At 42.6% G+C, this 26,283-nt stretch carries 19 protein-coding genes and 1 pseudogene; 15 read left to right on the top strand and 5 right to left on the bottom strand.

Going from position 1 to position 26,283, the window contains the following annotated elements; translation table 11 throughout:
- The first annotated feature begins 14 nt into the window (after positions 1 to 14).
- Together FOC72_RS08710 and FOC72_RS08705 are read left to right on the top strand one after the other, a co-directional pair.
- A complete protein-coding gene (locus FOC72_RS08710; protein ID WP_002896655.1) occupies positions 15 to 683 on the top strand; it encodes a fructose-6-phosphate aldolase in 669 nt (222 codons plus the stop codon).
- A 45-nt stretch (positions 684 to 728) separates the two neighbouring features.
- A complete protein-coding gene (locus FOC72_RS08705) occupies positions 729 to 1,823 on the top strand; it encodes a glycerol dehydrogenase (RefSeq protein WP_002896654.1) in 1,095 nt (364 codons plus the stop codon).
- Positions 1,824 to 1,890: 67 nt separating this feature from the next.
- Here FOC72_RS08705 and FOC72_RS08700 read toward each other — a convergent pair whose 3' ends face one another.
- Positions 1,891 to 2,454, bottom strand: a complete 564-nt coding sequence (locus FOC72_RS08700) for a methyltransferase family protein (protein WP_002896653.1) — start codon at positions 2,452 to 2,454, stop codon at positions 1,891 to 1,893.
- A 164-nt stretch (positions 2,455 to 2,618) separates the two neighbouring features.
- On the opposite strand from FOC72_RS08700, the gene leuS reads away from it, so the two are divergent.
- A complete protein-coding gene (gene leuS / locus FOC72_RS08695; RefSeq protein WP_032914270.1) occupies positions 2,619 to 5,120 on the top strand; it encodes a leucine--tRNA ligase in 2,502 nt (833 codons plus the stop codon).
- 114 nt (positions 5,121 to 5,234) lie between these two features.
- On the opposite strand, the gene FOC72_RS08690 is transcribed toward leuS, so the two are convergent.
- From FOC72_RS08690 to FOC72_RS08680, 3 genes are all read right to left on the bottom strand, one after another.
- Positions 5,235 to 6,380, bottom strand: coding sequence for a low temperature requirement protein A (locus FOC72_RS08690; RefSeq protein ID WP_002896651.1), 1,146 nt, complete (start codon positions 6,378 to 6,380; stop codon positions 5,235 to 5,237).
- 104 nt (positions 6,381 to 6,484) lie between these two features.
- Positions 6,485 to 7,420, bottom strand: a complete 936-nt coding sequence (locus tag FOC72_RS08685) for a LacI family DNA-binding transcriptional regulator (protein ID WP_002896650.1) — start codon at positions 7,418 to 7,420, stop codon at positions 6,485 to 6,487.
- A gap of 58 nt (positions 7,421 to 7,478) precedes the next feature.
- The gene (locus FOC72_RS08680; RefSeq protein ID WP_002896649.1) at positions 7,479 to 8,282 is read right to left on the bottom strand and encodes a Cof-type HAD-IIB family hydrolase; all 804 of its coding nucleotides are present in this window, start codon (positions 8,280 to 8,282) and stop codon (positions 7,479 to 7,481) included.
- 250 nt (positions 8,283 to 8,532) lie between these two features.
- Here FOC72_RS08680 and FOC72_RS08675 point away from each other — a divergent pair, with 250 nt between their 5' ends.
- The 12 genes and pseudogenes from FOC72_RS08675 to FOC72_RS08620 all read left to right on the top strand — a co-directional run bounded on the left by FOC72_RS08675 (position 8,533) and on the right by FOC72_RS08620 (position 24,622).
- Entirely contained in the window at positions 8,533 to 9,354 is an 822-nt protein-coding gene (locus FOC72_RS08675) for an oxidoreductase (RefSeq protein WP_002896648.1), read from the top strand.
- 19 nt (positions 9,355 to 9,373) lie between these two features.
- Positions 9,374 to 10,354, top strand: coding sequence for a helix-turn-helix domain-containing protein (locus FOC72_RS08670; RefSeq protein ID WP_002896647.1), 981 nt, complete (start codon positions 9,374 to 9,376; stop codon positions 10,352 to 10,354).
- Between the two features lie 156 nt (positions 10,355 to 10,510).
- Positions 10,511 to 11,200 carry a VIT1/CCC1 transporter family protein gene (locus FOC72_RS08665; protein ID WP_032914269.1) on the top strand — a complete coding sequence of 230 codons (690 nt, stop codon included), beginning with the start codon at positions 10,511 to 10,513 and terminating at the stop codon, positions 11,198 to 11,200.
- A 244-nt stretch (positions 11,201 to 11,444) separates the two neighbouring features.
- The gene (locus FOC72_RS08660; RefSeq protein WP_002896645.1) at positions 11,445 to 12,641 is read left to right on the top strand and encodes a phosphoglycerate kinase; all 1,197 of its coding nucleotides are present in this window, start codon (positions 11,445 to 11,447) and stop codon (positions 12,639 to 12,641) included.
- A 319-nt stretch (positions 12,642 to 12,960) separates the two neighbouring features.
- Complete coding sequence (locus FOC72_RS08655; protein WP_002896644.1) at positions 12,961 to 17,526, top strand: antigen I/II family LPXTG-anchored adhesin; 4,566 nt, start codon at positions 12,961 to 12,963, stop codon at positions 17,524 to 17,526.
- Positions 17,527 to 17,697: 171 nt separating this feature from the next.
- Entirely contained in the window at positions 17,698 to 18,363 is a 666-nt protein-coding gene (locus FOC72_RS08650; RefSeq protein ID WP_002896643.1) for a COG3942 and LysM peptidoglycan-binding domain-containing protein, read from the top strand.
- Between the two features lie 174 nt (positions 18,364 to 18,537).
- Positions 18,538 to 19,062 carry an FUSC family protein gene (locus FOC72_RS08645; protein ID WP_002896642.1) on the top strand — a complete coding sequence of 175 codons (525 nt, stop codon included), beginning with the start codon at positions 18,538 to 18,540 and terminating at the stop codon, positions 19,060 to 19,062.
- Between the two features lie 80 nt (positions 19,063 to 19,142).
- Complete coding sequence (locus FOC72_RS08640; protein ID WP_002896641.1) at positions 19,143 to 19,508, top strand: MerR family transcriptional regulator; 366 nt, start codon at positions 19,143 to 19,145, stop codon at positions 19,506 to 19,508.
- 31 nt (positions 19,509 to 19,539) lie between these two features.
- Positions 19,540 to 20,886 carry a type I glutamate--ammonia ligase gene (gene glnA / locus FOC72_RS08635; protein ID WP_002896640.1) on the top strand — a complete coding sequence of 449 codons (1,347 nt, stop codon included), beginning with the start codon at positions 19,540 to 19,542 and terminating at the stop codon, positions 20,884 to 20,886.
- A gap of 54 nt (positions 20,887 to 20,940) precedes the next feature.
- Positions 20,941 to 21,345: a GNAT family N-acetyltransferase gene (locus tag FOC72_RS08630; protein WP_002896639.1), complete on the top strand. Its 405-nt coding sequence runs from the start codon at positions 20,941 to 20,943 to the stop codon at positions 21,343 to 21,345.
- Positions 21,346 to 21,579: 234 nt separating this feature from the next.
- The gene (locus FOC72_RS08625; RefSeq protein WP_002896638.1) at positions 21,580 to 22,914 is read left to right on the top strand and encodes an Nramp family divalent metal transporter; all 1,335 of its coding nucleotides are present in this window, start codon (positions 21,580 to 21,582) and stop codon (positions 22,912 to 22,914) included.
- A 207-nt stretch (positions 22,915 to 23,121) separates the two neighbouring features.
- Positions 23,122 to 24,622 (top strand): annotated as a pseudogene (locus FOC72_RS08620) (IS1182 family transposase).
- Here FOC72_RS08620 and rnjA read toward each other — a convergent pair.
- Complete coding sequence (gene rnjA, locus FOC72_RS08615) at positions 24,600 to 26,282, bottom strand: ribonuclease J1 (RefSeq protein ID WP_002896635.1); 1,683 nt, start codon at positions 26,280 to 26,282, stop codon at positions 24,600 to 24,602. The pseudogene FOC72_RS08620 and the gene rnjA overlap by 23 nt on opposite strands.
- Position 26,283 lies beyond the last annotated feature (1 nt).

Here is a 26,283-nt window from a genome sequence, read left to right as displayed (position 1 = left end):
AAGAGGTCCAATTTATGGAATTCATGCTTGATACCTTAAATTTAGAGGAGATAAAAAAATGGTCGGAAGTCCTCCCCTTGGCGGGAGTGACTTCTAATCCGACCATCGCAAAAAAAGAAGGAAAAATAGACTTCTTCGAACGGATTCGCGCTGTTCGGGAAATCATAGGAGAAGGTCCATCTATCCATGTGCAGGTTGTTGCCAAGGATTATGAGGGAATCTTGAAAGATGCTGCTGAAATTCGAAAAAAATGCGGCGATGCTGTCTACATTAAAGTTCCGGTCACACCGGCTGGGCTGGCAGCTATCAAAATTCTCAAAGCAGAAGGCTACAAGATTACAGCGACAGCCATTTATACAACCTTTCAAGGTCTATTAGCCATTGAAGCGGGGGCTGACTATCTTGCTCCTTACTATAACCGCATGGAAAATCTTAATATTGATTCAGATGCTATCATCAGCCAGTTGGCTCAGGCGATTGAGCGGGATCATTCCGCCAGCAAAATATTGGCAGCTTCCTTTAAGAATGTTGGCCAAATCAATCGTGCTTTTGCTGATGGGGCTCAAGCTATTACAGCAGGACCAGATATCTTTGGAGCAGCCTTTGCCATGCCGTCTATCGCTAAGGCGGTAGATGACTTTGCTGCTGACTGGTCAGCAATTCACAATCAGGAACACATTTAACAGGCATATATAATGCTCTATCTATAAAAAAGAAAGAGGTGCTCTATGAAAATTTTTGCAAGTCCGTCTCGTTATATTCAGGGAGAAAATGCTCTGTTTGAAAATGCGAAACAGATTCTTCAGTTAGGCAGCCATCCAGTCTTGCTTTGTGATGATGTGGTTTACCAGATTGTTGGGGAGAAATTCAATGACTACCTTACTCGTTATGGCTTTCATGTGCTGCATGTAGCTTTTAACGGAGAAGCTTCTGATGCTGAAATTGATCGGGTCGTTGCTCTGGCTGAAAAAGACGGAGCAGACTTGGTTATTGGTCTAGGTGGTGGAAAAACGATTGACAGTGCGAAGGCCATTGCAGACATACTAGGACGTCCTGTGGTCATTGCGCCAACCATTGCCTCTACAGATGCCCCAACGTCAGCACTTTCTGTTATCTATACAGAAGACGGCGCCTTTGAAAAGTATATTTTCTATAGTAAAAATCCTGAACTCGTCTTGGTGGATACGAAAGTGATTGCTGGAGCGCCAAAACGACTTCTGGCTTCTGGGATTGCAGATGGTTTAGCGACTTGGGTAGAGGCGCGTGCTGTCCAGCAGAAAAATGGCACTACCATGTTGGGACAAAGACAGAGTCTGGCTGGTGTGGCGATTGCGAAGAAGTGTGAAGAAACACTGTTTGCAGATGGCCTGCAGGCTATCGCAGCCTGTGAAGCAAAAGTTGTAACTCCAGCTCTGGAAAATATCATTGAAGCCAATACCCTTCTCAGCGGCGTCGGCTTTGAGAGCGGCGGTTTAGCGGCAGCCCATGCTATCCACAACGGCTTTACAGCTCTTACAGGCGATATTCATCACTTGACCCACGGCGAAAAAGTTGCCTATGGAACTTTGACCCAGCTCTTATTAGAAAACCGACCTAAAGAAGAATTGGAAAAATATATTCGCTTCTATCAAAAGATTGGTATGCCGACAACTCTGAAAGAAATGCATTTAGAAAATGCCAGCTATGAAGATTTGCTCAAAGTTGGTCAGCAAGCGACGATTGAGGGCGAAACCATCCATCAGATGCCATTTGAGATTTCAGCTTCTGACATTGCAGGTGCCATCCTAGCAGTCGACCAATATGTCAGGGATTTGGATAAATAAAAGCAAAATACAAAACAAGCCACCTTTCAACCGTAGGGTTGACAATGTGGCTTGTTTTTTGGTGAGATTACCAGATGTAAGGAAAAACTCGGTATCTAACCTTTTGGCAATAAGCTTCGTAATTTTTCCCAAAGTGATTGCCTAAAGCTTTTTCTTCTACTCTAAGTCGAATGCTATATCCTAACACGAGTAAAATAAGACTGATAATGATTGTAAGAGGATTTAATGAGGTAATCGATAGGCCAAGGATAGACAAGATACTGCCAGTATAGGCAGGATTTCTTACAATAGAATAAGGGCCATGGTCTACTAATTGTTGACTATCGGTTGTTTGAACGGCCAGTGTGAAGTTTTTTCCGAGATAATTGACTGCATAGAACCGCAATACGAACCCTGCTAGAGAGATGAGAATTCCAAGATAGATAGTGAGGCTGGGTAAGTGGGGGACAAAGTCGAGAAATTGTCCGTTTATCAAAAATAAGCAGCTGATAACACTGCCGATAATGATGTAGCGGCTCCCTTTATCTGCAGAGTCGTTTACATTGTTTGACTTAGTTTTATTTTTAATCCACATTTCTGTGCTAATAAAAATAACAAAGAAAATATAAGTGAAAATAGTTTGTAAATTCATGATTATTCCTCCGGTCAGAATTATACAACTTTTAATTTTAGAGGTCAATCAGAGATTAACTCTTTAGAAGTGAGTTATAGTTTTTGTCAGTGAAAACTGGATTCCATCTTTCAAAATCCCTTGAAAATGGTATAATAGAAACAGTACAAAAAATGGAGAAAAGAATGGCTTATTATAATCACAAAGAAATCGAACCCAAGTGGCAGAAATATTGGGCAGAGCACCATACATTTAAGACAGGTACGGACAAGGACAAGCCTAACTTTTATGCGCTGGACATGTTTCCTTATCCATCAGGAGCGGGACTCCATGTAGGGCATCCGGAGGGCTACACAGCGACAGATATCCTCAGCCGCTACAAGCGGGCTCGGGGCTATAATGTCCTGCATCCTATGGGCTGGGATGCCTTTGGTCTGCCGGCTGAGCAATACGCCATGGATACAGGCAATGACCCGGCTGACTTTACAGCAGAAAATATTGCCAATTTTAAGCGTCAAATCAATGCTCTAGGATTTTCGTATGACTGGGACCGAGAAATCAATACAACTGACCCTAACTACTACAAGTGGACCCAGTGGATTTTCACAAAGCTTTACGAAAAAGGCCTAGCTTATGAAGCAGAAGTGCCAGTAAACTGGGTTGAAGAGCTGGGAACGGCTATTGCCAATGAGGAAGTTCTGCCAGACGGGACATCTGAGCGCGGCGGCTATCCAGTTGTCCGCAAGCCTATGCGTCAATGGATGCTGAAAATCACAGCCTATGCAGAACGTCTGCTCAATGACTTAGAGGAGCTGGATTGGCCTGAGTCTATCAAGGATATGCAGCGCAACTGGATCGGCAAGTCAACCGGTGCCAATGTAACCTTCAAGATCAAGGATACAGATAAGGACTTCACCGTCTTTACGACTCGTCCGGATACCCTTTTTGGAGCGACCTATGCTGTTTTGGCTCCAGAGCATGCTCTCGTTGATGCTATTACAAGTGCAGAACAAGCCCAAGCAGTAGCAGACTACAAACACGCAGCCAGCCTCAAATCTGACCTTGCTCGGACTGATTTGGCTAAGGATAAGACTGGTGTCTGGACAGGAGCTTATGCCATCAATCCTGTCAATGGCAAGGAAATCCCAATCTGGATTGCCGACTATGTGCTTGCAAGCTACGGAACAGGTGCTATCATGGCCGTTCCTGCGCATGACGAGCGCGACTGGGAGTTTGCTAAGCAATTTAATTTGGAGATTATTCCTGTTTTAGAGGGGGGCAATGTTGCTGACGCTGCTTACACAGAAGATGGTCCGCATATTAACTCTGGCTTCCTAGATGGCTTAGACAAGGCTGCCGCTATCGAAAAGATGGTTGCTTGGCTGGAAGCAGAAGGTGTCGGAAATGAAAAAGTCACCTATCGTCTGCGCGACTGGCTCTTTAGCCGTCAGCGTTACTGGGGTGAGCCGATTCCAATCATTCATTGGGAAGACGGGACTTCAACAGCTGTCCCTGAAAATGAACTGCCACTTGTCTTGCCTGTAACCAAGGATATACGCCCTTCTGGTACCGGTGAAAGCCCTCTGGCCAATCTGACTGACTGGCTGGAAGTGACTAGGGAAGATGGTGTCAAAGGACGCCGTGAAACCAACACTATGCCTCAATGGGCTGGTTCCAGCTGGTATTACCTGCGTTACATTGACCCGCACAACAATGAGAAATTAGCAGACGAAGACTTGCTCAGGGCTTGGCTTCCAGTTGATATTTACATCGGAGGTGCGGAGCACGCTGTACTCCATCTTCTCTACGCTCGCTTCTGGCACAAGTTCCTTTATGATATCGGAGTGGTTCCGACCAAAGAGCCTTTCCAAAAACTCTTTAACCAAGGGATGATTCTGGGGACTAGCTACCGTGATAGTCGCGGTGCTCTAGTGGCGACAGACAAGGTGGAAAAACGCGATGGTTCTTTCTTCAATATCGAAACTGGAGAAGAACTGGAGCAAGCGCCTGCTAAGATGTCTAAGTCTCTGAAGAATGTAGTCAACCCAGACGATGTAGTGGAGCAATATGGTGCCGATACGCTTCGTGTCTATGAAATGTTCATGGGGCCGCTGGATGCATCTATCGCTTGGAGCGAAGAAGGGTTAGAAGGCAGCCGTAAGTTCCTTGATCGGGTTTATCGTCTCCTTAACTCTAAGGAGCTGGTCACTGAAAATAGCGGAGCTTTGGACAAGGTCTACCATGAAACGGTCAAGTCTGTCACAGAGCAGATTGAGGAGCTCAAGTTTAACACAGCCATTGCCCAGCTCATGATCTTTGTCAATGCAGCCAACAAGGAAGAAAAGCTCTATGTCGAATATGCCAAAGGTTTTATCCAATTGCTGGCGCCTTTTGCACCACACTTGGCTGAAGAACTCTGGCAGGCAGTCGCTCAAACTGGTGAGAGCATTTCCTATGTAATTTGGCCAACTTATGACGAAAGCAAACTGGTCGAAGCAGAGGTCGAAATCGTAGTTCAAATCAAGGGTAAAGTTCGTGCTAAGCTAGTCGTAGCTAAGGACTTGAGCCGTGAGGAACTGCAGGAAATCGCTCTGGCAGATGAAAAAATCAAGTCTGAAATCGCCGACAAAGAAGTTGTAAAAGTCATTAGCGTACCAAATAAACTTGTTAATATCGTTGTGAAATAATTAGTTTGTTTATTGCATTTGCAGGAGATTTCAATCAAGTCCGCATCAGACAATAAAATGCTATTGCTATCAAATACAAAGAAGACCTTGAGAAAATTTTCTCAAGGTCTTTTGTTAGAACAATTCCCAATTAGGTGTTGAGAATTTCTTGGTCTGTGCCATATAAAAATGAGTAAAATGAATTTCCATTGCTAAGGTCATCAGGGTTGCGATAGCAATGACGATGGTTGGGCTGGCTGAAAAAAGGAATGAAAAGGCCAATCCGAGAAGGAAGATTCCTGCTTGGAACCCATAAAAGAACTTGTTATAGCGGAGATAACTCTTGTTGAAGCGACCATTTGACAAGACCGCAGCTTGGAAGAGTCCGATACCAGCATAGAAGAAGCTAGTCGCAAAGAGGTGATGGGCTTCAGGATTTACCAAGAAACTCATAGAAACAGTGACCATAATTAAGCCGATAAAAATCGGATAGTGGCTATAAATTAGGAAGATTCCTTTATTCTCCCCATTCTCATCAATAGCATGGTCAAACTGACCAAAGTAATTCATAAAGAGGTTGACCATGATGATAAAGTAAAGGATAGAATGGATGGAGAAATGTTCAAGGGTAAAGAAATCAGCTAGTCCCATAATCATCTCACCAAAAGTGATGATAACTAAAAGCGAAATGCGTTCAATCAGGTGGGGCAGGTTGATTTGAAAATGGGAAACTTTTCGTGTCAATAGGACGGGCATGATAAAGGTCAGGAGAATCCCAGTCATGTAGACATGAATCCCAAGATGAATTGCCAAGAGAGCAGCTAGGTAGACCAAAATAGTTCGAAGACCGGTCATCCAAAGAAATCCTTTGATACTTTTACGATTGGCAGAGCTTGTAGATTTTCGAAGATATTCAACCAGATATTGGAAAAATAAGGTCAGGGTCAGTGTCCCAATCGTCCAGCAGAAGGTATGGAAATAGGACTGCCAGTCATTGGTAATCATGTTTGATATCAAGAGCAGCATGGCCATATTGACGAACATGACGACCATATTAAAAAGAGAATTTTTCCCATAGCGATTAGTATAGACGGTCTGAATCATCCAAGAATTGACCAGAACTAGAAGTGACATCAGGAAGCCGAAAATAGCATCCAGGGATAGAACCCCATGATGAAGATGATGGATGAGGGCAGTTGTTTTGGAAATCGCGTAGACAAAAACCAAGTCATAAAAAAGCTCGCTAAATTCCACCCGTTTGTGTTTGATAAGATTTGTCATTGTAAATCCTTTCGCGCTGATTTCTAACAATTTATTATAACAGAAAATGGGTATCAAGAGATACAAGTAAACTAGCAAAACTAAAAAGGTGGCCTAAACCACTTTTATTTTCTTTTGATTAGAAATTTTGATGGCAAGCAGATTGACTGGGGATTTTTTGCAATAGCCGCTTTAAAAGCAAGTGTGCCAAGTTGGTAAGAATAGTTGTCAATGCTGGGGATATTGAGCAGTTTCCCAGACAACTGACTGGTTTGACTGACAATGAGTGGCGGTTCTATACCAGCTTTTTTATAGAATTCTAGTAGTCCGACTGCTAAGTCATCGCTATTGGAAACAATGCAGTCTAAACCTTTTTGCATACACAGCTTTTCAAAAATCCATCCTGCATCCTCATATCTCATTAATCCCCCAAAAGTTACATACTCCACGCCCTTGAAAATTTCCTCAAAGACTGATAGGGTTTCACGAAAAGTGGGGCTGATTGGACTGTTTCGAGAGAATAACAAGGCTACTTTCTGGGGGTTATGCTTCTGGATCCATTTAAAGAGAGCTTGATATCCAGGTTTTCGATCCACTGAGATAGAAATTAACTCAGGTAAGTCTGTTTCTTCCAGACAGACAATGGAGCCATATTTTCGGTAGCTAGCGATGGTCTGTATATCAATAGCCCGAGAAGTAAAGATTAGTGCATCAAAAGCATTGCTCCGTAGCTGTTCCAGATAGGATTTCTCAGCTTCTATGCTGTAGTCTGATGGCAAAAATAGGAGCTGGTAATGACTCTCTAGGGCTGCGTCTAGCAACCCCTTTATCAATTCAGTAAAGTAGGTATGCCGAACATGAGGCACTACAACACCGATTTTTCGAGTATGGCCGGCACTTAAGTCTCTAGCAATCTGACTAGGGCTATAATCTAGTTCTTTTATAATAGCTGAAATTGTTTCGGCAGCTTCTTGTGAGACATAACCTGATTTGTTGATGTAGCGAGAAACAGTTGAGATGGAATAGCCAGATTGTTTGGCGATGTCACGTATGGAAACCATAGTACCCCCTTTCTTTATACACTATACCAAATGATAGGAGTTGTTGGCAAGATTGGACTTATAGGAGAAAGTGATGGATACCATAGCCAACACCGTCTTCATCGTTAGTTTTGGTAATGAGACTGACTTTGTCTTTGATTGCTTGACTAGCATTTTCCATTGCAATACTCAGTCCAACCCGTTCAAACATAGGGAGATCATTGTGACCATCGCCGAAGGCGACTAGTTCTTTTTTATGTAGCTTTTCTTCTTTGATTATATAGTCAATTCCAACTGATTTTTTAGCTTTTTTGTGTGTAATTTCTAGATAAAAATCACCAGCTTGCTGTATAGAAACATTTGGAAGATTTAATTCTTCGAGTTTAGCTTTTAATGCTCTCATTTCGTTTCCATCAAAAGTGATGAGCATAATTTTAAAAATACTTGTTTGAACTTTTAGGTATTGCTCCTCCCCGATAATAGTTGCCTCTAGTCTGGTCAATTGTTGCTCATAGTCGATTCCATTGTCCATTTTATAGGTATACCAGTTTTCTAAGTCGTAGTAAGATTGACTTAAGTGAGGAAAATGCTGGTTGATAAAGTTGACTAAATAAGTAGAATCATTTCTTTCTAAAGCTTGCTGATGCAGGATCTTGATTTGATTTTGCTTGTAGGTATAAATCAATCCACCATTGAAACCAATCTGGGGGCCAGTCAGTTCTAATTTATCAATGGCTTCTTTCATCTCCATAGGTGCTCGTGCGGAAACCAGGGTGAAAGGAAGATTGGCCTGAGAAATAAGTTTAGCATTACTGTCAGTCAGTCTGCCTTGGCTATTCAATAGCGTTCCATCCATATCGCAAAAAATACGTTTGATTGTCATATTATGAACCTCCGTTTGGTGTTTTTCTAAAGTATATCCTGTGGAACGCGTTCCATGTCAATGATTTTTTTAAAAATTTTACAAGATATTGCAATTCGAGTATTTGACCGGTTAAAAATGATATAGTAGAAGAAATACGCTCGCTTTTGTCGTAAATTGTCATTCCGTTGTCAGAATCTGTCGTTTACTTGTCGCTTCCTGTATCGTATAATAGTCTCATCAATCAAATGAAACAAAAGAGGAAATCAACATGTCAAACAAAAAAGTTATCTTAGTCACAGGCGCTTCATCAGGTATCGGCTACCAAACTGCTGAACAACTTGCTAAAGAAGGTCATATTGTCTATGGAGCTGCCCGCCGTGTGGATGCCATGAAACCACTTGAAATCTTTGGCGTGACACCAGTTCGTTTGGATATTACAGATGAAGTTAGCATTAAAGAAGCTCTTAATCTCATCATCAAGAAAGAAAATCGTATCGATGTCTTAGTCAATAATGCTGGTTACGGTTCATATGGTGCCGTTGAAGATGTAACGATTGAAGAAGCCAAGATGCAGTTTGAAGTGAATATCTTTGGTCTAGCTCGCTTGACCCAGCTCGTTCTTCCTTATATGCGTAAGCAAAATTCAGGTCGCATTATTAATGTGGGTTCAATGGGTGGTCGTTTGACATCCTACTTTGGTGCTTGGTATCATGCGACCAAATATGCTCTTGAAGCTTTTTCAGATGGTCTTCGTATGGAAGTGGCTGATTATGGCATTGATGTCTCTATCATCGAACCAGGCGGTATTAAAACGGACTGGGGCTTCATCGCTGCTGACAAATTGGCTGAATCAGCTAAAGGTGGTGCTTATGAAGCAGCAGCCACTAAGGCAGCAGAAGGGATGCGGAAGCAATACTCCGGTAATATGATGTCAAATCCAAAAGTGATTTCAAACGCTATTTCAAAAGCAGTTAACAGCCGTCGTCCTAAAACACGCTATTTAGTTGGTATGGGAGCTAAACCTTTGGTATTCTTGCATGCTATCTTGCCAGATCGTTGGTTTGATGCCCTCATGAAGCGGGCTTCTTAAGAGAAAATGGAGAAACCCTATGCGTCTGAATCTCAGTCAGCAATATATTGACAATTTAAAACAAATCGGGCTAGACTTGAATATGATTCTGGAACTGGCCAATCTTCCAGATACCACCTGGAAGGAAGAGATGAATCTCTCAACTCTGGATTACTACCATCTTTTGACGGCTTTTGATAAGGTGGCCACTGATGAGCAGATCATTGCCATGAGCCGTATCAAGGATATCCAAATGTTCATGCCGCCTTTCTTTGCGGCACTTTCGTCAAAAAATGGTCTCGCAGCGATTGAACATTTTGCTAAATACAAGAAAATCACAGGTCCCATTGTTGTTAGCATCGAAACCTTTGATGACCTTGTCCGTGTTAGCTACCGCTATGATTATCCAGGTCTTGACTTGCCCCGTTTCGCCATTCTCAATGAACAACTATTATTGGTCGATTTGATTCGGACAGGGACTGGAGAAAATATCATCCCTGTACACGTTGGTACTCCATATGTCTATGAAGAAGCTAGCCTGAAGGTACTTAGCTGTCATGTGGAAGAAATGGAGGGCAATGAAGTTGTCTTTAAAAAGTCGGATTTAGAGAAACCATTCCTGACAGCCAATAATGTCATGTTGGATTACCTAGAACCTCAGCTCAAAGAGCGCTTGGCAGAAGCCGTGACCAGTGAAAGTTTCACAGGAATTGTCCAGCAAAAACTCTATCAAGCTATTCCAAGTGGGGCATTTAGTATCGAGGATATCGCAGCGACTCTCGGTATTAGTAGCCGAACCTTGCAACGAAATCTGACGGCAGAAGGGACCAAGTTTAACCAGGAATTGCAAAATGTGCAGAAGATTCTAGCCTTTGGTTACTTCAAAAATCCTGACATGACAACGGATGATGTAGCCTATTTGCTTGGTTATTCGGAAGTATCTTCCTTCTCTCGAGCCTTTAAAAAGTGGACAGGAAAGACGATATCGGAGTATCGAGAAGAGATTCAGAAACAACCCTAAAATATAAATAGAACTTGAAAGGCATCAGATAGTAGAAATCTGGTGACTTTCTTCTCTTAAATAGTAGAACTTTTCTCATTTTTCGATTTTCTCTTGTATTACTTCTGGATTTTATTTATAATCATTATAAATAAAAAGAAAGAGAAAATTAAAATAGTGGAAGAACATAAAATTGATACGAACTTTAGTGGGCGGCTGAATATATTGCGGGCCGGGGTTTTAGGAGCCAATGATGGTATTATTTCCATAGCAGGTGTGGTTATTGGGGTAGCTAGTGCGACGGACGATGTCTGGATTATCTTTCTGTCTGGTTTGGCGGCAGTCTTTGCGGGCGCCTTTTCTATGGCTGGCGGAGAGTATGTATCAGTTTCTACTCAAAAGGATACAGAAGAAGCTGCTGTTGCTAGAGAGCGGGAGCTATTAGAAAAAAATCCAGATATCGCTAGGCAGTCTCTCTATGCTGCCTATGTTCAAAATGGCGAGTGTGAGACTTCTGCTCAGCTCATGACCAATCGGGCTTTTCTCCAAGATCCGTTGGAGGCCTTGGTGCAGGAAAAATATGGCATCGAGATTGAGGAGTTCACTAATCCCTGGCATGCTGCCGTATCAAGCTTTTTAGCCTTTGCTGTTGGTGCGCTTTTTCCTATGGTTACCATTATCCTGCTTCCAGCCAATATCCGTATCTGGGCAACCGTTCTAATCGTGGCCTTGGCCCTTTTGGGAACAGGCTATACTAGCGCTAGATTGGGCAAAGCACCGCTCAAAAATGCCATGATTCGCAACCTCGTGATCGGACTTTTAACCATGGCGGTCACTTATGCAGTAGGACAAGTATTTGCAATTTAACAATGGAAAGCATTGAAGTCAGTAGTTTTACTGGCTTTTTGAGTTGTCAAATCTAGAGAAAAATAAAGCTTTAACTTATTGTCTGAATGAGTTCAGCTCCCTTCTTCCCATTCTCTAATTCAACGTTCGAGAGAAAGAAGTGCGTGGCACTTCTTTTTTGTGAAAATTTTCTTTATATCAAGAAAACTTTTGGAAAATATGATATAATAGTTGCGTATAAAATATGAAAAGGAGTTTTTGTAACATGGCAAAACTTACTGTTAAAGACGTTGATTTGAAAGGTAAAAAAGTCCTCGTTCGTGTAGACTTTAACGTACCATTGAAAGATGGAGTGATTACAAATGACAACCGTATCACTGCAGCTCTTCCAACTATTAAATACATCATCGAGCAAGGCGGTCGCGCAATTCTCTTCTCTCACCTTGGACGTGTCAAAGAAGAAGCGGACAAAGAAGGTAAATCTCTTGCGCCAGTAGCTGCAGACTTGGCTGCTAAATTAGGTCAAGACGTTGTTTTCCCAGGTGTCACTCGTGGTGCTGAATTGGAAGCAGCTATCAATGCTCTTGAAGATGGACAAGTTCTCTTGGTTGAAAACACTCGTTTTGAAGATGTTGACGGCAAGAAAGAATCTAAAAACGATCCTGAACTTGGTAAATACTGGGCATCTCTTGGAGACGGTATCTTCGTAAATGATGCATTCGGTACAGCTCACCGTGCACACGCATCTAACGTAGGTATCTCAGGCAACGTTGAAAAAGCAGTTGCTGGCTTCCTTCTTGAAAACGAAATTGCCTATATCCAAGAAGCAGTTGAAACTCCAGAACGTCCATTCGTAGCTATTCTTGGTGGTTCAAAAGTATCTGACAAGATCGGTGTTATCGAAAACTTGCTTGAAAAAGCTGATAAAGTCCTTATCGGTGGTGGTATGACTTACACATTCTACAAAGCACAAGGTATCGAAATCGGTAACTCACTTGTCGAAGAAGATAAATTGGATGTTGCGAAAGCTCTTCTTGAAAAAGCTAACGGCAAACTGGTTCTGCCAGTTGACTCTAAAGAAGCAAACGCATTTGCTGACTACACTGAAGTGAAAGATACTGAAGGTGAAGCAGTGGATCCAGGCTTCCTTGGTTTGGATATCGGTCCTAAATCTATTGCTAAATTTGATGAAGCCTTGACTGGTGCGAAGACTGTTGTCTGGAATGGTCCTATGGGTGTATTTGAAAACCCAGACTTCCAAGCTGGTACAATCGGTGTTATGGACGCTATCGTGAAACAACCTGGTGTAAAATCAATCATCGGTGGTGGGGACTCAGCTGCTGCAGCTATCAACCTTGGCCGTGCAGACAAGTTCTCATGGATTTCTACTGGTGGAGGTGCATCAATGGAACTCCTTGAAGGTAAAGTATTACCAGGACTTGCAGCACTGACTGAAAAATAAGCAGTTAGTTTGGAATCTTTGATCTTGTAGAGAACAAGTACAAAACTGTAATAAGGAAAGACTAGCAAAAGCTGGTCTTTTTCTTGTATTCTCATTGTCCATTTAAAGGAAGATAGGGCAAAGAAGAATAAAAATAGACAATATTTGAACAAGTGTTTAAATTTGTTTGGGGGTAAATAAAAGGAGCAAAAAATGCTTGCAAAACGAGGCAAAACATGTTAGGATTAAGATACATATATATTCTGATGCTTAAAGAGGATCAAAATAAGAATGGAGCTTCTGATGGGAGGTTTTCATTACTTTTTGATTTTCAGAGGGCATGAGAAAACTGCTGACTGTAAAAGTTAGCAGAGGAAGGAGAAAAATGAAGAAAAAAGAAGTTTTTGGTTTTCGGAAAAATAAGGCTGTTAAAACTTTATGCGGTGCTGTTCTAGGTGCGGCTTTTTTAACGTCAACGATGCAAGTAAGAGCAGATGAAGTAGTAACTGATACCAATGGTCCTGTCAATACTGAAATGGTGGGCACTGGAAATGCAGCGACCAATCTGCCTCAAGCTCAAGGACCAGCCAGTCAGGCATCTAAAGAGAGTCAGGCTCAAGCAGGTCAGGCAGACGGCGGTGTGACAGTGACTGTTCCAACAGCTGGTTTAGATGAAAGCGCCAAAAAAGCTCAAGAAGCTGGGCTGACAGTGGTCAAAGATCCAGCTGTTGACAAAGGAGTAGCTCAGACTGATCAAGACACAGCAGACAAAAAAGCGGAGATTGCAGCAGATTATCAAGCACAAGTAACCGAGATTGATGCCAAGGTCAAGGAGTATAAAGAAAAAGTATCAGCCTACGAGGCGGAAGTAGTTCGGATTACAGCAGAAAACAAAGCGACAGCGGAGCAATATGCTAAAGATTTGGTTGCTCATCAAGCAGAAGTAGCTCGGATCACAGCAGAAAATGCTCAGCTGAAAGCAGATTATGAAGCTGCCCTTAGTAAATACAAAACAGATTTAGCAATGGTTCAAAAGACCAACGCAGAAAATACGGCTGCTTACCAAGCGGCAAAAGCGGCCTATGATGCAGAGTTGGCCCGTGTTCAAAAACTAAATGCGGAAACAAAGGCTAATTATGATGTGGCTCTGGCGGCTTATGCTAGTGAGCTGGACCGAGTTCAAAAAGCTAATGCGGCAGCTAAGGCCCGGTATGAAAAAGCTTTGGCTGACACTGAAGCTGCCAATGCTAAGATTGCTGCTGATAATGAAGCTATTAAACAGCGGAATGCGGCTGCAAAAGCGGCCTACGAGGCAGCACTTGCCCAATATCAAACAGATTTAGCTACTGTCCGAAAGACCAATACTGATAATGAAGCGGCATATCAAGCGGCTCAGGCGAATTATCAGGCAGAATTGGCCCGTATCCAAAAAGAAAATCAAGATAAAAAAGCTCAATATGAAGCAGATCTAGCAGCTTATGAAGCTAAAAAGACTCAAATTGAAGCTGAAAATGCAGCAGCTCAAAAAGAATATGAGCAAAAGCTAGCAGAGAATCAAGCTAAGAATGCCACTATAGCAGCTGAAAATGAAGAAATCAAGAAGCGTAATGCTCAAGCCCAAGCAAACTATCAAGCTCAGTTGGCCCAGTATAATGCTGATTTGGCTGTCTATAACACAAAATTAGCCAAGTATCAGCAAGATAAGGCTAAATATGATGCTGAACAGGCCAAGATTAAGGCTGGACTGGCTCTTGCAGAAGCAAAGAAGACTGAAGACGGGCATTTGAGCCGTCCAATTGCGCAAAGCCTGGTTTTCAAATCAGAACCTAATGCTGATCTGTCACTGACTACAACTGGTGAGTTTGTCAGCTATGCTGGCATGGAAGCCGCTGTGAAGAATACTGCAGAGTTTTCTAAGAAACTCTTCCAGTTTGACAACTTCAAAGTAACAGATATTCAAAATGCTAACTATCAGACCAATCAGCAGGAAAGCTTTGGTACGGTTGGTAAGTATGCAGACTATAGTTCTAACGTAACAAGCGGTAAAGGACCGACTGAATGGTCTTCTGTTTTGCTGAGTCGCGGTCAGTCTGCAACAGCAACCTATACAAATCTTCAGGGAACTTATTATCGAGGGAAAAAAGTTTCTAAAATTGTTTATACTTATACTCTTGATCCAAGCTCTCAATTCCGCAATGATAAGGCTTGGTTGGGTATTTTTAAAGACCCGACCATGGGAGTTTTTGCTTCCGCTTATACAGGAAATTTTGAAGATGCAACCTCTCTCTTTGTTAAGACGGAATTTGTCTTTTATGATGATAAAGGCCAACCTATTAATTTTGATCAGGCTTTGATGTCCGTGGCTTCCCTCAACCGTGAAGCCAACTCTATCGAAATGGCCAAAGATTATACAGGAACTTTCAACAAGATTTCGGGTTCCTCTATTGGTGAAAAGAACGGCCAAATCTATGCGACTGAGTCTGAAAACTTCAAAAAAGGAGTTGGCGGATCTCGCTTTACCATGTATAAGAATGCTCAGCCAGACTCAGGCTGGGACACTACAGATGCTCCTAACTCATGGTATGGGGCAGGAGCGGTGGAAATTTCTGGTACAACCAACAGCATGACGATTGGAACGATTTCCTCTTCTGAAGTGTTAGGCCAGCCAGAGGCTACTGATCCACGTAGGGCTGACAAACTAGCTCCTAAGAAACCAAATATTTGGTTTGCGATTAATGGTGATGTTCGAGCGACTGATCTGCCAATCATCACAGTAGAAGAACCGGAAGCGCCCGTAGCTCCTACAGCTCCTGCAGTGCCAAGTGAAGAAGCGCTTAAGCCTTTGGATCCAGCTCCAACTGCACCAACACCGAAGGCTCTTCCAACACCTCCGGCAGCACCGACTTATGAAAAAGAACCGACGCCACCGACACGTACACCGGATACCCCAGAGCCTAGTAAGCCTTCTGAGCCAAGCTATGAAGTAGAAAAAGCTGTCCGGCCAGCAGTGGTAGAACCGACCTATGAAAAGGAGCCAACCCCTCCGGCAGCACCAACTTATGAGAAGGAGCCGGAAGCGCCAACTCCTACACCAGATACACCGGAGCCTAATAAGCCGGTAGAACCAACTTATAGCCCGCTACCAACCTCACCAGCAGAGCCTGTTTATCAAAAAGAGCCAGCAGCGCCCGTAGCTCCGACTGTGCGCTATCATTATCATCTCTTGCAATCTCAACCGCAGATTAATAAAGAGATTCAAAATGACCAAGGCACCAATATTGATAAGACTCTGGTGGCTAAGCAGTCCGTCGTTCAGTTTGCTCTAAAGACAGAAGCTCTTCCAGCTGGACGCAGTGAGACGACTTCATTTGTCATTACTGATCCGTTGCCAAGTGGTTATGAAGTTGACTTAGCAGCAACAAAAGCTGCTAGTGCAGGCTTTGATATCAGCTATGACAAGGCTAGCCACACAGTGACATTTAAAGCAAATGCAGCAACCTTAGCTACTTATAACGCAGATACGACCAAAGAAGTTGCTACGCTCTTTCCGACAGTGGTTGGCCGAGTGCTCAACGATGGCGCAACCTATACTAATAATTTCACCCTGACAGTCAATGATGCCTATGGTGTCCGCTCAAACGTAGTACGCGTGACTACACCAGGTAAGCCTGATGATTCAGACAATCCTAGCAATAATTACATCAAGCCAACCAAGGTCAATAAAAACAAGGCAGGATTGGTGATTGATGGTAAGGAAGTCTTGGCTGGTTCGACCAATTACTACGAGCTGACTTGGGATTTGGATCAGTATAAGGGTGACAAGTCATCTAAGAGCACGATTCAAAAAGGTTTCTACTATGTAGATGACTATCCGGAAGAAGCACTTGAACTTCGTCCGGAATTAGTCAAGCTAGTAGATGCGGATGGCAAGGCTGTGGCAGGTGTGACAGTGACCCACTACGAAAGCCTTGAAACAGCCCCTGCAGCAGTTCGAGAGCTCCTTCAAAAGGCGAACATCACTGTCAAAGGTTCTTTCCAATTCTTTGCGGCAGACGATGCCCAAGCCTTTTATGACCAATATGTCGTAACAGGTAAGTCTTTGACAATAACAAGTCCTATGGCAGTCAAAGAAGGAATGGGCCGCACAGGTGGTAAATTCGAGAACAAGGCTTATCAAATTGACTTTGGAAATGGTTATGCGACAGACGTAGTCGTCAACAATGTTCCTAAAATCAGTCCTGAAAAAGATATTACATTGAGTCTTGATCCAACAAGTGCAGAAAACTTGGATGGCAAGGAACTGACTTTGGGACGGCATTTTAACTATCGTCTCATCGGAGGCTTGATCCCTGCTAACCACTCTGAAGGTTTGACAGACTATAGCTTTGTGGATGATTATGACCAACGAGGAGATGAGTACACGGGTGCTTACAAAACCTTTGCCAAAGTGGACATCACGATCAAAGATGGTAAGGTGATAAAGGCTGGTACAGATTTGACTGAGTATACAGCTGCGAATGTTGATCTTGAGAAAGGCTTGATTTCTATTCGTTTCAAGGAAGAATTCTTAGAGACTATTTCTCTGGATTCAGCTTTTCAGGCTGAAACCTATCTACAGATGAAGCGGATTGCTGCGGGTACTTTTGAAAATACCTACATTAATACTGTCAATCATGTAGTCTATGCTTCAAATACGGTTACAACAGTCACTCCTAAGGCACAGCATCTGCTTGTTTCAGATGTAAACGATCCAAGAAGAGCCAATCCAACTTCAGCAGCTAAAAAGATTCCTGTTTCTCTTCTGCCAGAAACGGGAGCCAAAGATACAGTCTATCTGCCATATCTAGGTTTAGCAGCCATTATTGGTGCTTTAGGTCTAGGAAAATTGAAGGGTAAAGAAGACTGATAATAGATGAGGCTAGGGAATCCCTAGCCTTTTATCTTTAAAAATACTGCTAAATCTCATGTAGCAAAAGTCTAAATCATTTGTAACATGACAAAAACATAATTCTAAAAAAACTGACATGTAAATGAGGTATGATTTTTTTATCATCAAATTATACGGAGAAAAACAGTTATGAAAAAAACATTTGCTAAAGCGACTCTTGGTTTAACTTCCACAGCTTTTTTGGCGACAATCGGCGCTCAAGCTGTTCATGCAGATTCTTATGTTGTCCAGCAAGGGGACTCTTTTTTTGCCATTGCTAGTGCCAATGGAATGAATCCTTACGAACTTGCTGCCAATAATGGAAAGACAATTTTTGATACGATTAACCCAGGAGATGTGCTGCAAGTAAATGGTACAGCTTTGGCTCAGACTTACAATCCTTACAGCGCTCCAGCTTATGAAGCGACAAGTGATGCTGCTTTGGTATCTGATACTGAAGATGTTGTCTTAAATACACCAACTGACTATGGCAATTCTTACCCAATCGGCCAATGTACTTGGGGCGTGAAAGAAATGGCGCCTTGGGCAAGTAACTGGTGGGGCAATGCTAATACTTGGGCAATCAACGCTGGTGCTCAGGGCTATGCAACAGGAAATGTTCCAGTACCAGGCGCTATTGCAGTTTGGGATGGTGGCGAATACGGCCATGTTGCTTATGTGACAGATGTGCAAAACGACAGCTCTATCCAAGTCTTGGAAGCGAACTACAATCACCAAAAGCAGATCAACAACTATCGTGGCTACTTTAATCCGAATGAATTTATGGGTGGAGTTACCTACATTTATCCAAACTAAAGAAAAAAACGCGGCTGGGACAGATAATGTCTCAGCTTTTAAATAGTCGATAGCTCTTGATGCGCTAGCTGATAGGGCTTTTTCTTTGTGCGGGAAAAGTCCTGAGCAGAAAGAGTTTTTTTGAGACGAAATATGTTAAAATGAAGAGAGGGAGGATTTTCTGGAAGGAGACTAATGAGTTATTTCAATAAGTACAAGTTTGATAAATCGAAATTTCGTCTGGGCATGCGTACCTTTAAAACCGGTCTGGCTGTTTTCATCATTCTACTGCTCTTTGGCCTTTTTGGTTGGAAAGGGCTGCAAATCGGTGCTTTGACGGCAGTCTTTAGTCTTCGTGAGGATTTTGATAAGAGTGTCCACTTTGGGACATCGCGAATCTTGGGAAACAGCATCGGTGGTTTTTACGCTCTGCTCTTTTTCATTGCCAATAGTGTCTTTAAGGAGCAGTATTGGGTCACCCTCCTTTTGGTACCGGTCTGTACTATGCTGACAATTATGACCAATGTCGCTATGAACAACAAGGCGGGAGTCATTGGCGGAGTATCTGCCATGCTGATTATTACCCTGTCCATTCGGCCGGAAGATACCATCTTGTATGTTTTTGCTAGAATCTTTGAAACCTTCATGGGAGTCTTTGTTGCGATTCTGGTAAATTCTGATATAGATCGGCTGCGAACCATCTTTGAAAAGAAAAAATAAAATCTGTGTAAGAAAATCTGACATTATTTCTTGACATAAGATTTATTTCGTCCTATAATAGTGCGTAGAGAGGAATTTGAATGAAGGAAAAAGAGTTTCGCCGAAACATGGCAGTCTTTCCCATCGGCAGTGTTATGAAACTGACGGACCTATCTGCCCGTCAGATCCGTTATTATGAAGACCAGAATCTGATTACCCCTGCTCGGAATGAGGGCAATCGTCGGATGTATTCTTTGAATGATATGGACCGCCTTTTAGAAATTAAAGATTATATTTCGGAAGGTTATAATATCGCTGCAATTAAGAGGAAATATGCTGAGCGTGAAGCCAAGTCCCGCAAGACCATTAGTGACAAAGATGTCCGCCGTGCCCTGCATCATGACATCTTGCAGCAAGGCCGTTTTGCTTCTTCTCTGCCAACCTTTGGTCAGATGCGTCGACCATAGCTATTTTGTTTGAATTACAAGGAGAAATTTAATGTCTATTACAGCAGCTGATATCCGTCGCGAAGTAAAAGAGAAAAATGTTACCTTTATTCGTCTTATGTTCTCTGATATTCTAGGAACTATGAAGAATGTAGAAATTCCTGCCACGGATGAACAGCTTGACAAAGTCTTATCCAATAAAGCCATGTTTGATGGTTCTTCCATCGAAGGTTTTGTCCGTATCAATGAATCAGATATGTATCTTTATCCTGATTTGGATACTTGGACAGTCTTTCCTTGGGGAGATGAAAACGGCAGTGTAGCGGGTTTGATTTGCGATGTTTATACGACAGATCATGTACCGTTTCTAGGGGATCCTCGCAGTAACCTCAAGCGCGCCCTCAAGCATATGGAAGAGCTGGGCTTCAAATCCTTTAACCTCGGACCAGAGCCAGAGTTTTTCCTCTTTAAGTTGGATGAAAATGGGGACCCGACGCTGGAAGTAAATGACAAGGGTGGTTATTTTGACTTGGCGCCGACAGACTTGGCAGATAATACTCGTCGGGAAATCGTCAATGTCCTGACCAAGATGGGCTTTGAAGTAGAAGCTAGTCACCATGAGGTAGCAGTTGGCCAGCACGAGATTGACTTTAAGTATGACGAAGTGCTTCGTGCTTGTGATAAGATTCAGATTTTCAAGCTGGTTGTGAAAACTATTGCTCGTAAGCACGGTCTGTATGCGACCTTTATGGCTAAGCCGAAGTTTGGTATTGCGGGATCTGGTATGCACTGTAACATGTCCCTCTTTGATCAAGACGGAAATAATGCCTTCTTCGATCCAGAAGATCCAAAAGGTATGCAGCTGTCAGAAACAGCCTACCATTTCTTGGGTGGTTTGATTAATCATGCTTATAACTATACAGCTATCATGAACCCAACGGTTAACTCATACAAACGTCTGGTTCCTGGCTATGAAGCGCCAGTATATATCGCTTGGGCAGGACGCAATCGTTCACCGTTGGTGCGCGTGCCGGCTTCTCGTGGTATGGGTACTCGCTTGGAGTTGCGCTCCGTTGACCCGATGGCCAATCCATATATTGCTATGGCTGTTCTCTTGGAAGTTGGACTGCACGGTGTCGAAAATAAAATCGAAGCTCCAGCACCAATCGAAGAGAATATCTATATCATGACTCCAGAGGAGCGGAAGGAAGCTGGAATTACAGACCTGCCGTCTACTCTTCACAATGCCTTGAAGGCCTTGACAGAAGACGAAGTCGTTAAAGCGGCTCTTGGCGAGCATATCTATACAAGCTTCTTAGAAGCTAAGCGTATTGAGTGGGCTAGCTATGCAACCTTCGTCTCTCAATGGGAAGTGGATAATTATCTAGATTTATACTAAACGTAGAGCAGGAGGATTGGCATATCCCCTGCTTTTTCATGGAGGAGGAGAAAGATGGAAGAATTTCATGATTTTATTAAGCGGGTTTTTGATGAGCAATATGAGGCTTGTTTTGGTCCAGATATGCTTGAAAAACTTGAACCTCAAGATTATTATCTAAGGCGGGAGAAAGATGGCCGGTTAATTGCCTTGCTCCATGCTCAACAGGTGTTGGAAAACATTCATATCAAGGCTTTGGTGGTGGATAAAGAACATCAGAAAAAAGGCCTAGGAGCCAGTCTTTTGGCAGAATTAGAAGAAAAGGCTGCAGAAGCTGGAGTAACTAGCATTACCTTGTCCACTAAATCTTATCAGGCCAGGGATTTTTACATCAAGCAAGGCTATGAAATCTACGCCAGTCTAACAGATGTCCCACAAAAGGGCATTACCAAATATCATTTTATTAAGAGATTAGGCTGAGCTTGTTTCAAATAGATGGAAGTCAATTGCCAAACACCATTAAAGTTTACAAAAAACGCTGGCTTTTACAATACTGATATTGCCTATTTCAACTATCATTTCTTTTCTTAGGAATCATTACAAAATGTGATATAATAAGGGTGAATTGGAAATAGGTAAACTATTTTCATCATTCTTTCAAAAAATATTATATTAAGAAATATGTAAAGACAGATTAGAAAGTGGGAAATCCCTATGTCCTCTTATGAAAAAGTCTCTCTTTCTGAGATCAATCAATCTATTGAGACTCCAAATAACAATCATTTTTGGCAAAATCTAAAAGCATTCTTAGGACCTGGTGCACTTGTGGCAGTTGGCTACATGGATCCAGGAAACTGGATCACCAGCGTGGTTGGTGGTGCCTCCTACAAGTACAGTCTTTTATTTGTTATTTTGATTTCATCCATCATTGCTATGCAGTTACAACAGATGGCTGGAAAGCTCGGTATCGTGACTAGGATGGACCTAGCGCAGGCAACAGCTCATCATGCTCCCAAGTGGCTTCGCTATAGTTTGTGGGTGATTTTAGAATTGGCTTTAATGGCGACAGACTTGGCTGAGGTTCTAGGTTCAGCGATTGCCTTAAATCTTTTGTTTAAAATACCGATTATGATTGCTATCCTTCTAACCGTTTTAGATGTATTTTTATTACTTTTATTGATGAAATTTGGTTTCAAAAAAATTGAAGCTATTGTTACGACCCTTATTTTAACCATATTAGCCATCTTTACCTATCTTGTGGCCTTATCCAATCCAAGTATCCAAGGGATTATTGGTGGTTATTTACCAACTTCAACTTTATTTGAAACACCGTTACCAGGTCATGAAAGTCAATTGACCTTGGCTCTAGGGATTGTAGGTGCGACAGTCATGCCCCATAATCTCTATCTTCATTCCTCTCTATCCCAGACAAGGAAAATAAATCACAAAGATAAGAAGGATGTTCGAAAAGCAGTGCGCTTTATGACCTGGGATTCAAATCTTCAGTTGTCTCTAGCCTTTATTGTAAATTCCTTGCTTCTCATTTTAGGTGCCTCCCTCTTTTTTGGTCATGCATCTGAAATTTCAGCTTTCTCCCAAATGTACAATGCTTTACAGGATTCGACGATAGCAGGAGCGATAGCTAGCTCAATTCTGTCAACTTTGTTTGCTTTAGCCCTCTTAGCAAGTGGCCAGAATTCGACCATTACAGGTACCTTGACAGGACAGATTGTCATGGAAGGTTTCTTACATCTAAGATTGCCTCAGTGGCTTATCCGTATCGGTACACGTATTTTTGCCTTGCTACCTGTGATTATAGTCGCCGTTTTGTTTGGGCATCAAGAAAAAACCTTGGATCAGTTATTGGTCTATTCACAGGTCTTTCTTTCAATCGCTCTTCCGTTTTCAATTTTCCCCTTGATTTATCTAACCTCTAAGAAGTCACTGATGGGAGAATTTACTAATGCCAAGTGGAACACAATCCTAGGTTACGCAGTTTCCATTATCTTAACCATTCTCAATATCAAACTTCTTTTCGATATTTTTTAGAGTGGTTTTGAAGTCAAGTATCGGAAGCGGCGTGAAGTTTAATAAAGAGAAAGAGTAGTGGTTGGTTCATAAAATAAGTACAAAAAAAGAACAGTTGAAATTGTTCTTTCAGATTGAAGACAAAATCCTTAGAACTACAAATTTCTAAGGGCTTTTCTTTGTGTAAAGTCGTATAATAGAGGTAAGAAAAGTTGTGAGGTGTTCCCTATGTTTCACAAAGAAAATCTAGACTACAACCGCAATCAAGTTGGTTTTTACACGCTAGATGAACTCGTTCCGCAAGCCCATTTTCTTCGTCAGGTTGAGCAAGTGATCGATTTTTCCTTCATCTATGACTTAGTCGCAGATACTTATTCTGAAGATAAAGGTCGTCCTAGTTTAGACCCTGTTATGCTAGTTAAAATCCCTCTCATCCAATGTTTCTACGGTATACGTTCCATGCGCCAAACTATCAGGGACATTGAGGTCAATCCCTCCTATCGCTGGTTTTTGGGTTTGAGTTTAAACGATAAGGTTTCTCATTTTACCACTTATGGCAAAAATTACAATCGTCGTTTTCAAGATAAGGAAGTAATCGAGGAATTTTTTCATTATGTCCTATCCATTGTATGGGGGCAAGGTTTGATTGACCCGACTGAGATTTTTATTGATGGGACTCATATCAAGGCCACAGCCAATAACCATAAATATACTCATCAAGTTCTAGACAAGCAAGCTAGGTTTATGAGTGAGCAACTGGAAGTTGAGATTGGCTTAGATCGGAAAAAGTACTGAAAAAAGTCTCTCGGGCCCGCAAAAGAAAGCGAGGCTGAACCGAAGAAGAATTCTACTACAGACCCTGAAAGTGGTTGGTTTCACAAGGGGAGCATAAGGAAGTGTTCGCCTACAATGCCCAAGTAGGATGCGATAAGCATGGATGGGCACTAGCTTATAGTATCGATGCTGGCAATGTGCATGACAGTCAGGCTTTTCTTGCACTTTTTGAACAGTTGGAAAGGCTCCAATCTGACTACCTTATCGCCGACTCTGGCTACAAGACTCCAAGTATTGCAAAATTCCTCCTTGACCAAAATATTACACCTGTATTCCCTTATACTCGCCCTCGTGGAAAGAAAGGGAAGCTTCGCCCTAAGGACTTTATCTATGATGACTACTATGACTGTTATCTTTGCCCTGAAAATCAAGTGTTAGCTTACTCTACAACAAATCGCGATGGCTATCGTGAGTATAAAAGTGATCCTAAGATTTGCGCAATTTGTCCTCTGTTATCCAGTTGCACAGAAAGTAAAAAGAAACAGAAAGTCGTTACTCGCCATATTTGGAGGGAGTATTTAGAGATTTGTGAGGAGATTCGGCATCAAAAGGGAAGCAAGGAACTTTACCAGAAACGTAAAGAAACGGTGGAGCGGCTTTTTGGCACGGCCAAAGAATACCACAATCTACGTTATACGAGAGAAGTAGGTAAGTCCAAAATGAAGGCAAAAGTTGGACTTACTTTGGCATGCCTGAATATCAAAAAATTGGTAAAAATGATGGCGGGGAAGCCTTTTTATTTTTCGCTGAAAACTATTTTGATAAAGATTCCAGCCTATTTTGAGAATAGTAGCGCTGAAGATATAAAAAGACAAACACTCAAACGATGTTTGTCTTCAATCTGAGCTTTGCCCAAGTGGCAAAGCTATTTTTTAGTTGTCTTCGTCTGGTGTAAGCACCATCGGAATAATAATTGGTTCGCGCTCAGTATTTTCATAAAGGAAAGGACGAAGGGCGTTGACGATAGCACCGTTGACAGACTGGATATTGGCATCTTTATTTTTGAGGGCAATGCGGATAGCATTGAAAAGAAGACGCTGACTTTGGCGAATCAAATCACCAGACTCACGCATGTAGATGAAGCCACGGCTGAGGATATCTGGGCCTGCTAGAATCATTTGTGATTCAAAGTCGACTGTTGCGACAGCAAGTACGACCCCGTCTTCTGACAGGTCTTTACGGTCGCGCAGGACAGCAGCACCGATTTCACCAATACGGTTACCATCGACATAGATATCTTGGGCATTGAAGCTACCAGCTATGCGGGCAGAATCAGCTGTCAGAGCTAGCACATCGCCGTTGCTCATGATGAAGATATTGTCTTTTGGAACTCCAGTATCAACGGCTAGCCCAGCATGGACTTTCTGCATGCGGTATTCACCGTGGACTGGCATGAAATATTTAGGCTTGATCAAGCGGAGCATAAGTTTCTGCTCTTGCTGGCCACCGTGTCCAGAGGTGTGGATGTTGTTAATCTTACCATGAATAACCTCTACACCAGCTTCAGAGATAATATTAATCAGCTTGTTAACGCTGGTCGTATTACCAGGGATAGGGCTAGAGGAAAAGATGACTGTATCTCCAGGTTGCAGCTGCACCTGACGGTGGGTACCATTGGCAATCCGAGACAGGGCTGCCATCGGCTCACCCTGACTTCCGGTACACATAATCAGCACTTCACCAGCTGGGTAGTCCTTGAGTTCATTTGGTTCAATGAAGGTATCTTTAGGAACCTTGATATAGCCCAGCTCAATCCCGTTGACAATAGCCTTTTCCATGGATCGGCCAAAGACCGCAATCTTACGGCCGGTCTTGACAGCAGCATCTGCTGCCTGCTGGAGCCGGAAGATGTTTGAAGCAAAGGAGGCGAAAATAATCCGTCCATGAATGCCTTCAATGATCTTCATAATAGACTGGCCGACAACTTTTTCGGAATTAGTAAAGGTCGGAACTTCAGCATTGGTCGAGTCTGATAAGAGGCAGAGAACGCCTTCCTCGCCCAGAGCAGCCATGCGGTGCAGGTCGGCCGGCTCACCGACTGGTGTAAAGTCAAACTTGAAGTCACCGGTACAGACAATCTTACCCTGCGGCGTATGGATGACAATTCCTAAAGGCTCTGGAATAGAGTGGGTTGTCCGGAAGAAAGTAGCTTTCAGATGCTTGAACTGCAGTTCTGTGTTTTGATTGATTTCATAGAGCTTGGCATCGCGCAAAAGTCCATGCTCTTCTAGCTTGCCGCGAATGAGGGCCAGGGCCAGAGGACCAGCATAGATAGGAACATTGGCTTGCTTGAGCAGGAAAGGAATACCGCCGATATGGTCCTCGTGCCCGTGGGTGATGAGGACAGCTTTTACGCGGTCAATATTTTCCACGATATAAGAGTAGTCAGGAATGACATAGTCAATTCCTAGCAGGTCGTCTTCTGGGAATTTGATACCGGCATCCACGATGATGATTTCATTTTGGTATTCAATCCCGTAGGTGTTTTTACCGATTTCGCCTAACCCACCAATCGCAAAAACGCCAACTTCTTTGGGTTTTAAGGTATATGCCATG

The organism is Streptococcus sanguinis (assembly GCF_013343115.1).
Lineage (GTDB): Bacteria > Bacillota > Bacilli > Lactobacillales > Streptococcaceae > Streptococcus > Streptococcus sanguinis_H.
Note: the sequence above shows the minus strand (reverse complement) of the source record. Positions and strands in the feature narration are given on the sequence as shown.

Excerpts from the sequence above, each read along its gene's own strand:
- FOC72_RS08710 (WP_002896655.1), top strand. The coding sequence starts at position 15 with ATGGAATTCATGCTTGATACCTTAAATTTAGAGGAGATAAAAAAATGG.
- FOC72_RS08705 (WP_002896654.1), top strand. The coding sequence starts at position 729 with ATGAAAATTTTTGCAAGTCCGTCTCGTTATATTCAGGGAGAAAATGCT.
- FOC72_RS08700 (WP_002896653.1), bottom strand. The coding sequence starts at position 2,454 with ATGAATTTACAAACTATTTTCACTTATATTTTCTTTGTTATTTTTATT.
- leuS (WP_032914270.1), top strand. The coding sequence starts at position 2,619 with ATGGCTTATTATAATCACAAAGAAATCGAACCCAAGTGGCAGAAATAT.
- FOC72_RS08690 (WP_002896651.1), bottom strand. The coding sequence starts at position 6,380 with ATGACAAATCTTATCAAACACAAACGGGTGGAATTTAGCGAGCTTTTT.
- FOC72_RS08685 (WP_002896650.1), bottom strand. The coding sequence starts at position 7,420 with ATGGTTTCCATACGTGACATCGCCAAACAATCTGGCTATTCCATCTCA.
- FOC72_RS08680 (WP_002896649.1), bottom strand. The coding sequence starts at position 8,282 with ATGACAATCAAACGTATTTTTTGCGATATGGATGGAACGCTATTGAAT.
- FOC72_RS08675 (WP_002896648.1), top strand. The coding sequence starts at position 8,533 with ATGTCAAACAAAAAAGTTATCTTAGTCACAGGCGCTTCATCAGGTATC.
- FOC72_RS08670 (WP_002896647.1), top strand. The coding sequence starts at position 9,374 with ATGCGTCTGAATCTCAGTCAGCAATATATTGACAATTTAAAACAAATC.
- FOC72_RS08660 (WP_002896645.1), top strand. The coding sequence starts at position 11,445 with ATGGCAAAACTTACTGTTAAAGACGTTGATTTGAAAGGTAAAAAAGTC.
- FOC72_RS08655 (WP_002896644.1), top strand. The coding sequence starts at position 12,961 with ATGAGAAAACTGCTGACTGTAAAAGTTAGCAGAGGAAGGAGAAAAATG.
- FOC72_RS08650 (WP_002896643.1), top strand. The coding sequence starts at position 17,698 with ATGAAAAAAACATTTGCTAAAGCGACTCTTGGTTTAACTTCCACAGCT.
- FOC72_RS08645 (WP_002896642.1), top strand. The coding sequence starts at position 18,538 with ATGAGTTATTTCAATAAGTACAAGTTTGATAAATCGAAATTTCGTCTG.
- FOC72_RS08640 (WP_002896641.1), top strand. The coding sequence starts at position 19,143 with ATGAAGGAAAAAGAGTTTCGCCGAAACATGGCAGTCTTTCCCATCGGC.
- glnA (WP_002896640.1), top strand. The coding sequence starts at position 19,540 with ATGTCTATTACAGCAGCTGATATCCGTCGCGAAGTAAAAGAGAAAAAT.
- FOC72_RS08630 (WP_002896639.1), top strand. The coding sequence starts at position 20,941 with ATGGAAGAATTTCATGATTTTATTAAGCGGGTTTTTGATGAGCAATAT.
- FOC72_RS08625 (WP_002896638.1), top strand. The coding sequence starts at position 21,580 with ATGTCCTCTTATGAAAAAGTCTCTCTTTCTGAGATCAATCAATCTATT.
- rnjA (WP_002896635.1), bottom strand. The coding sequence starts at position 26,282 with ATGGCATATACCTTAAAACCCAAAGAAGTTGGCGTTTTTGCGATTGGT.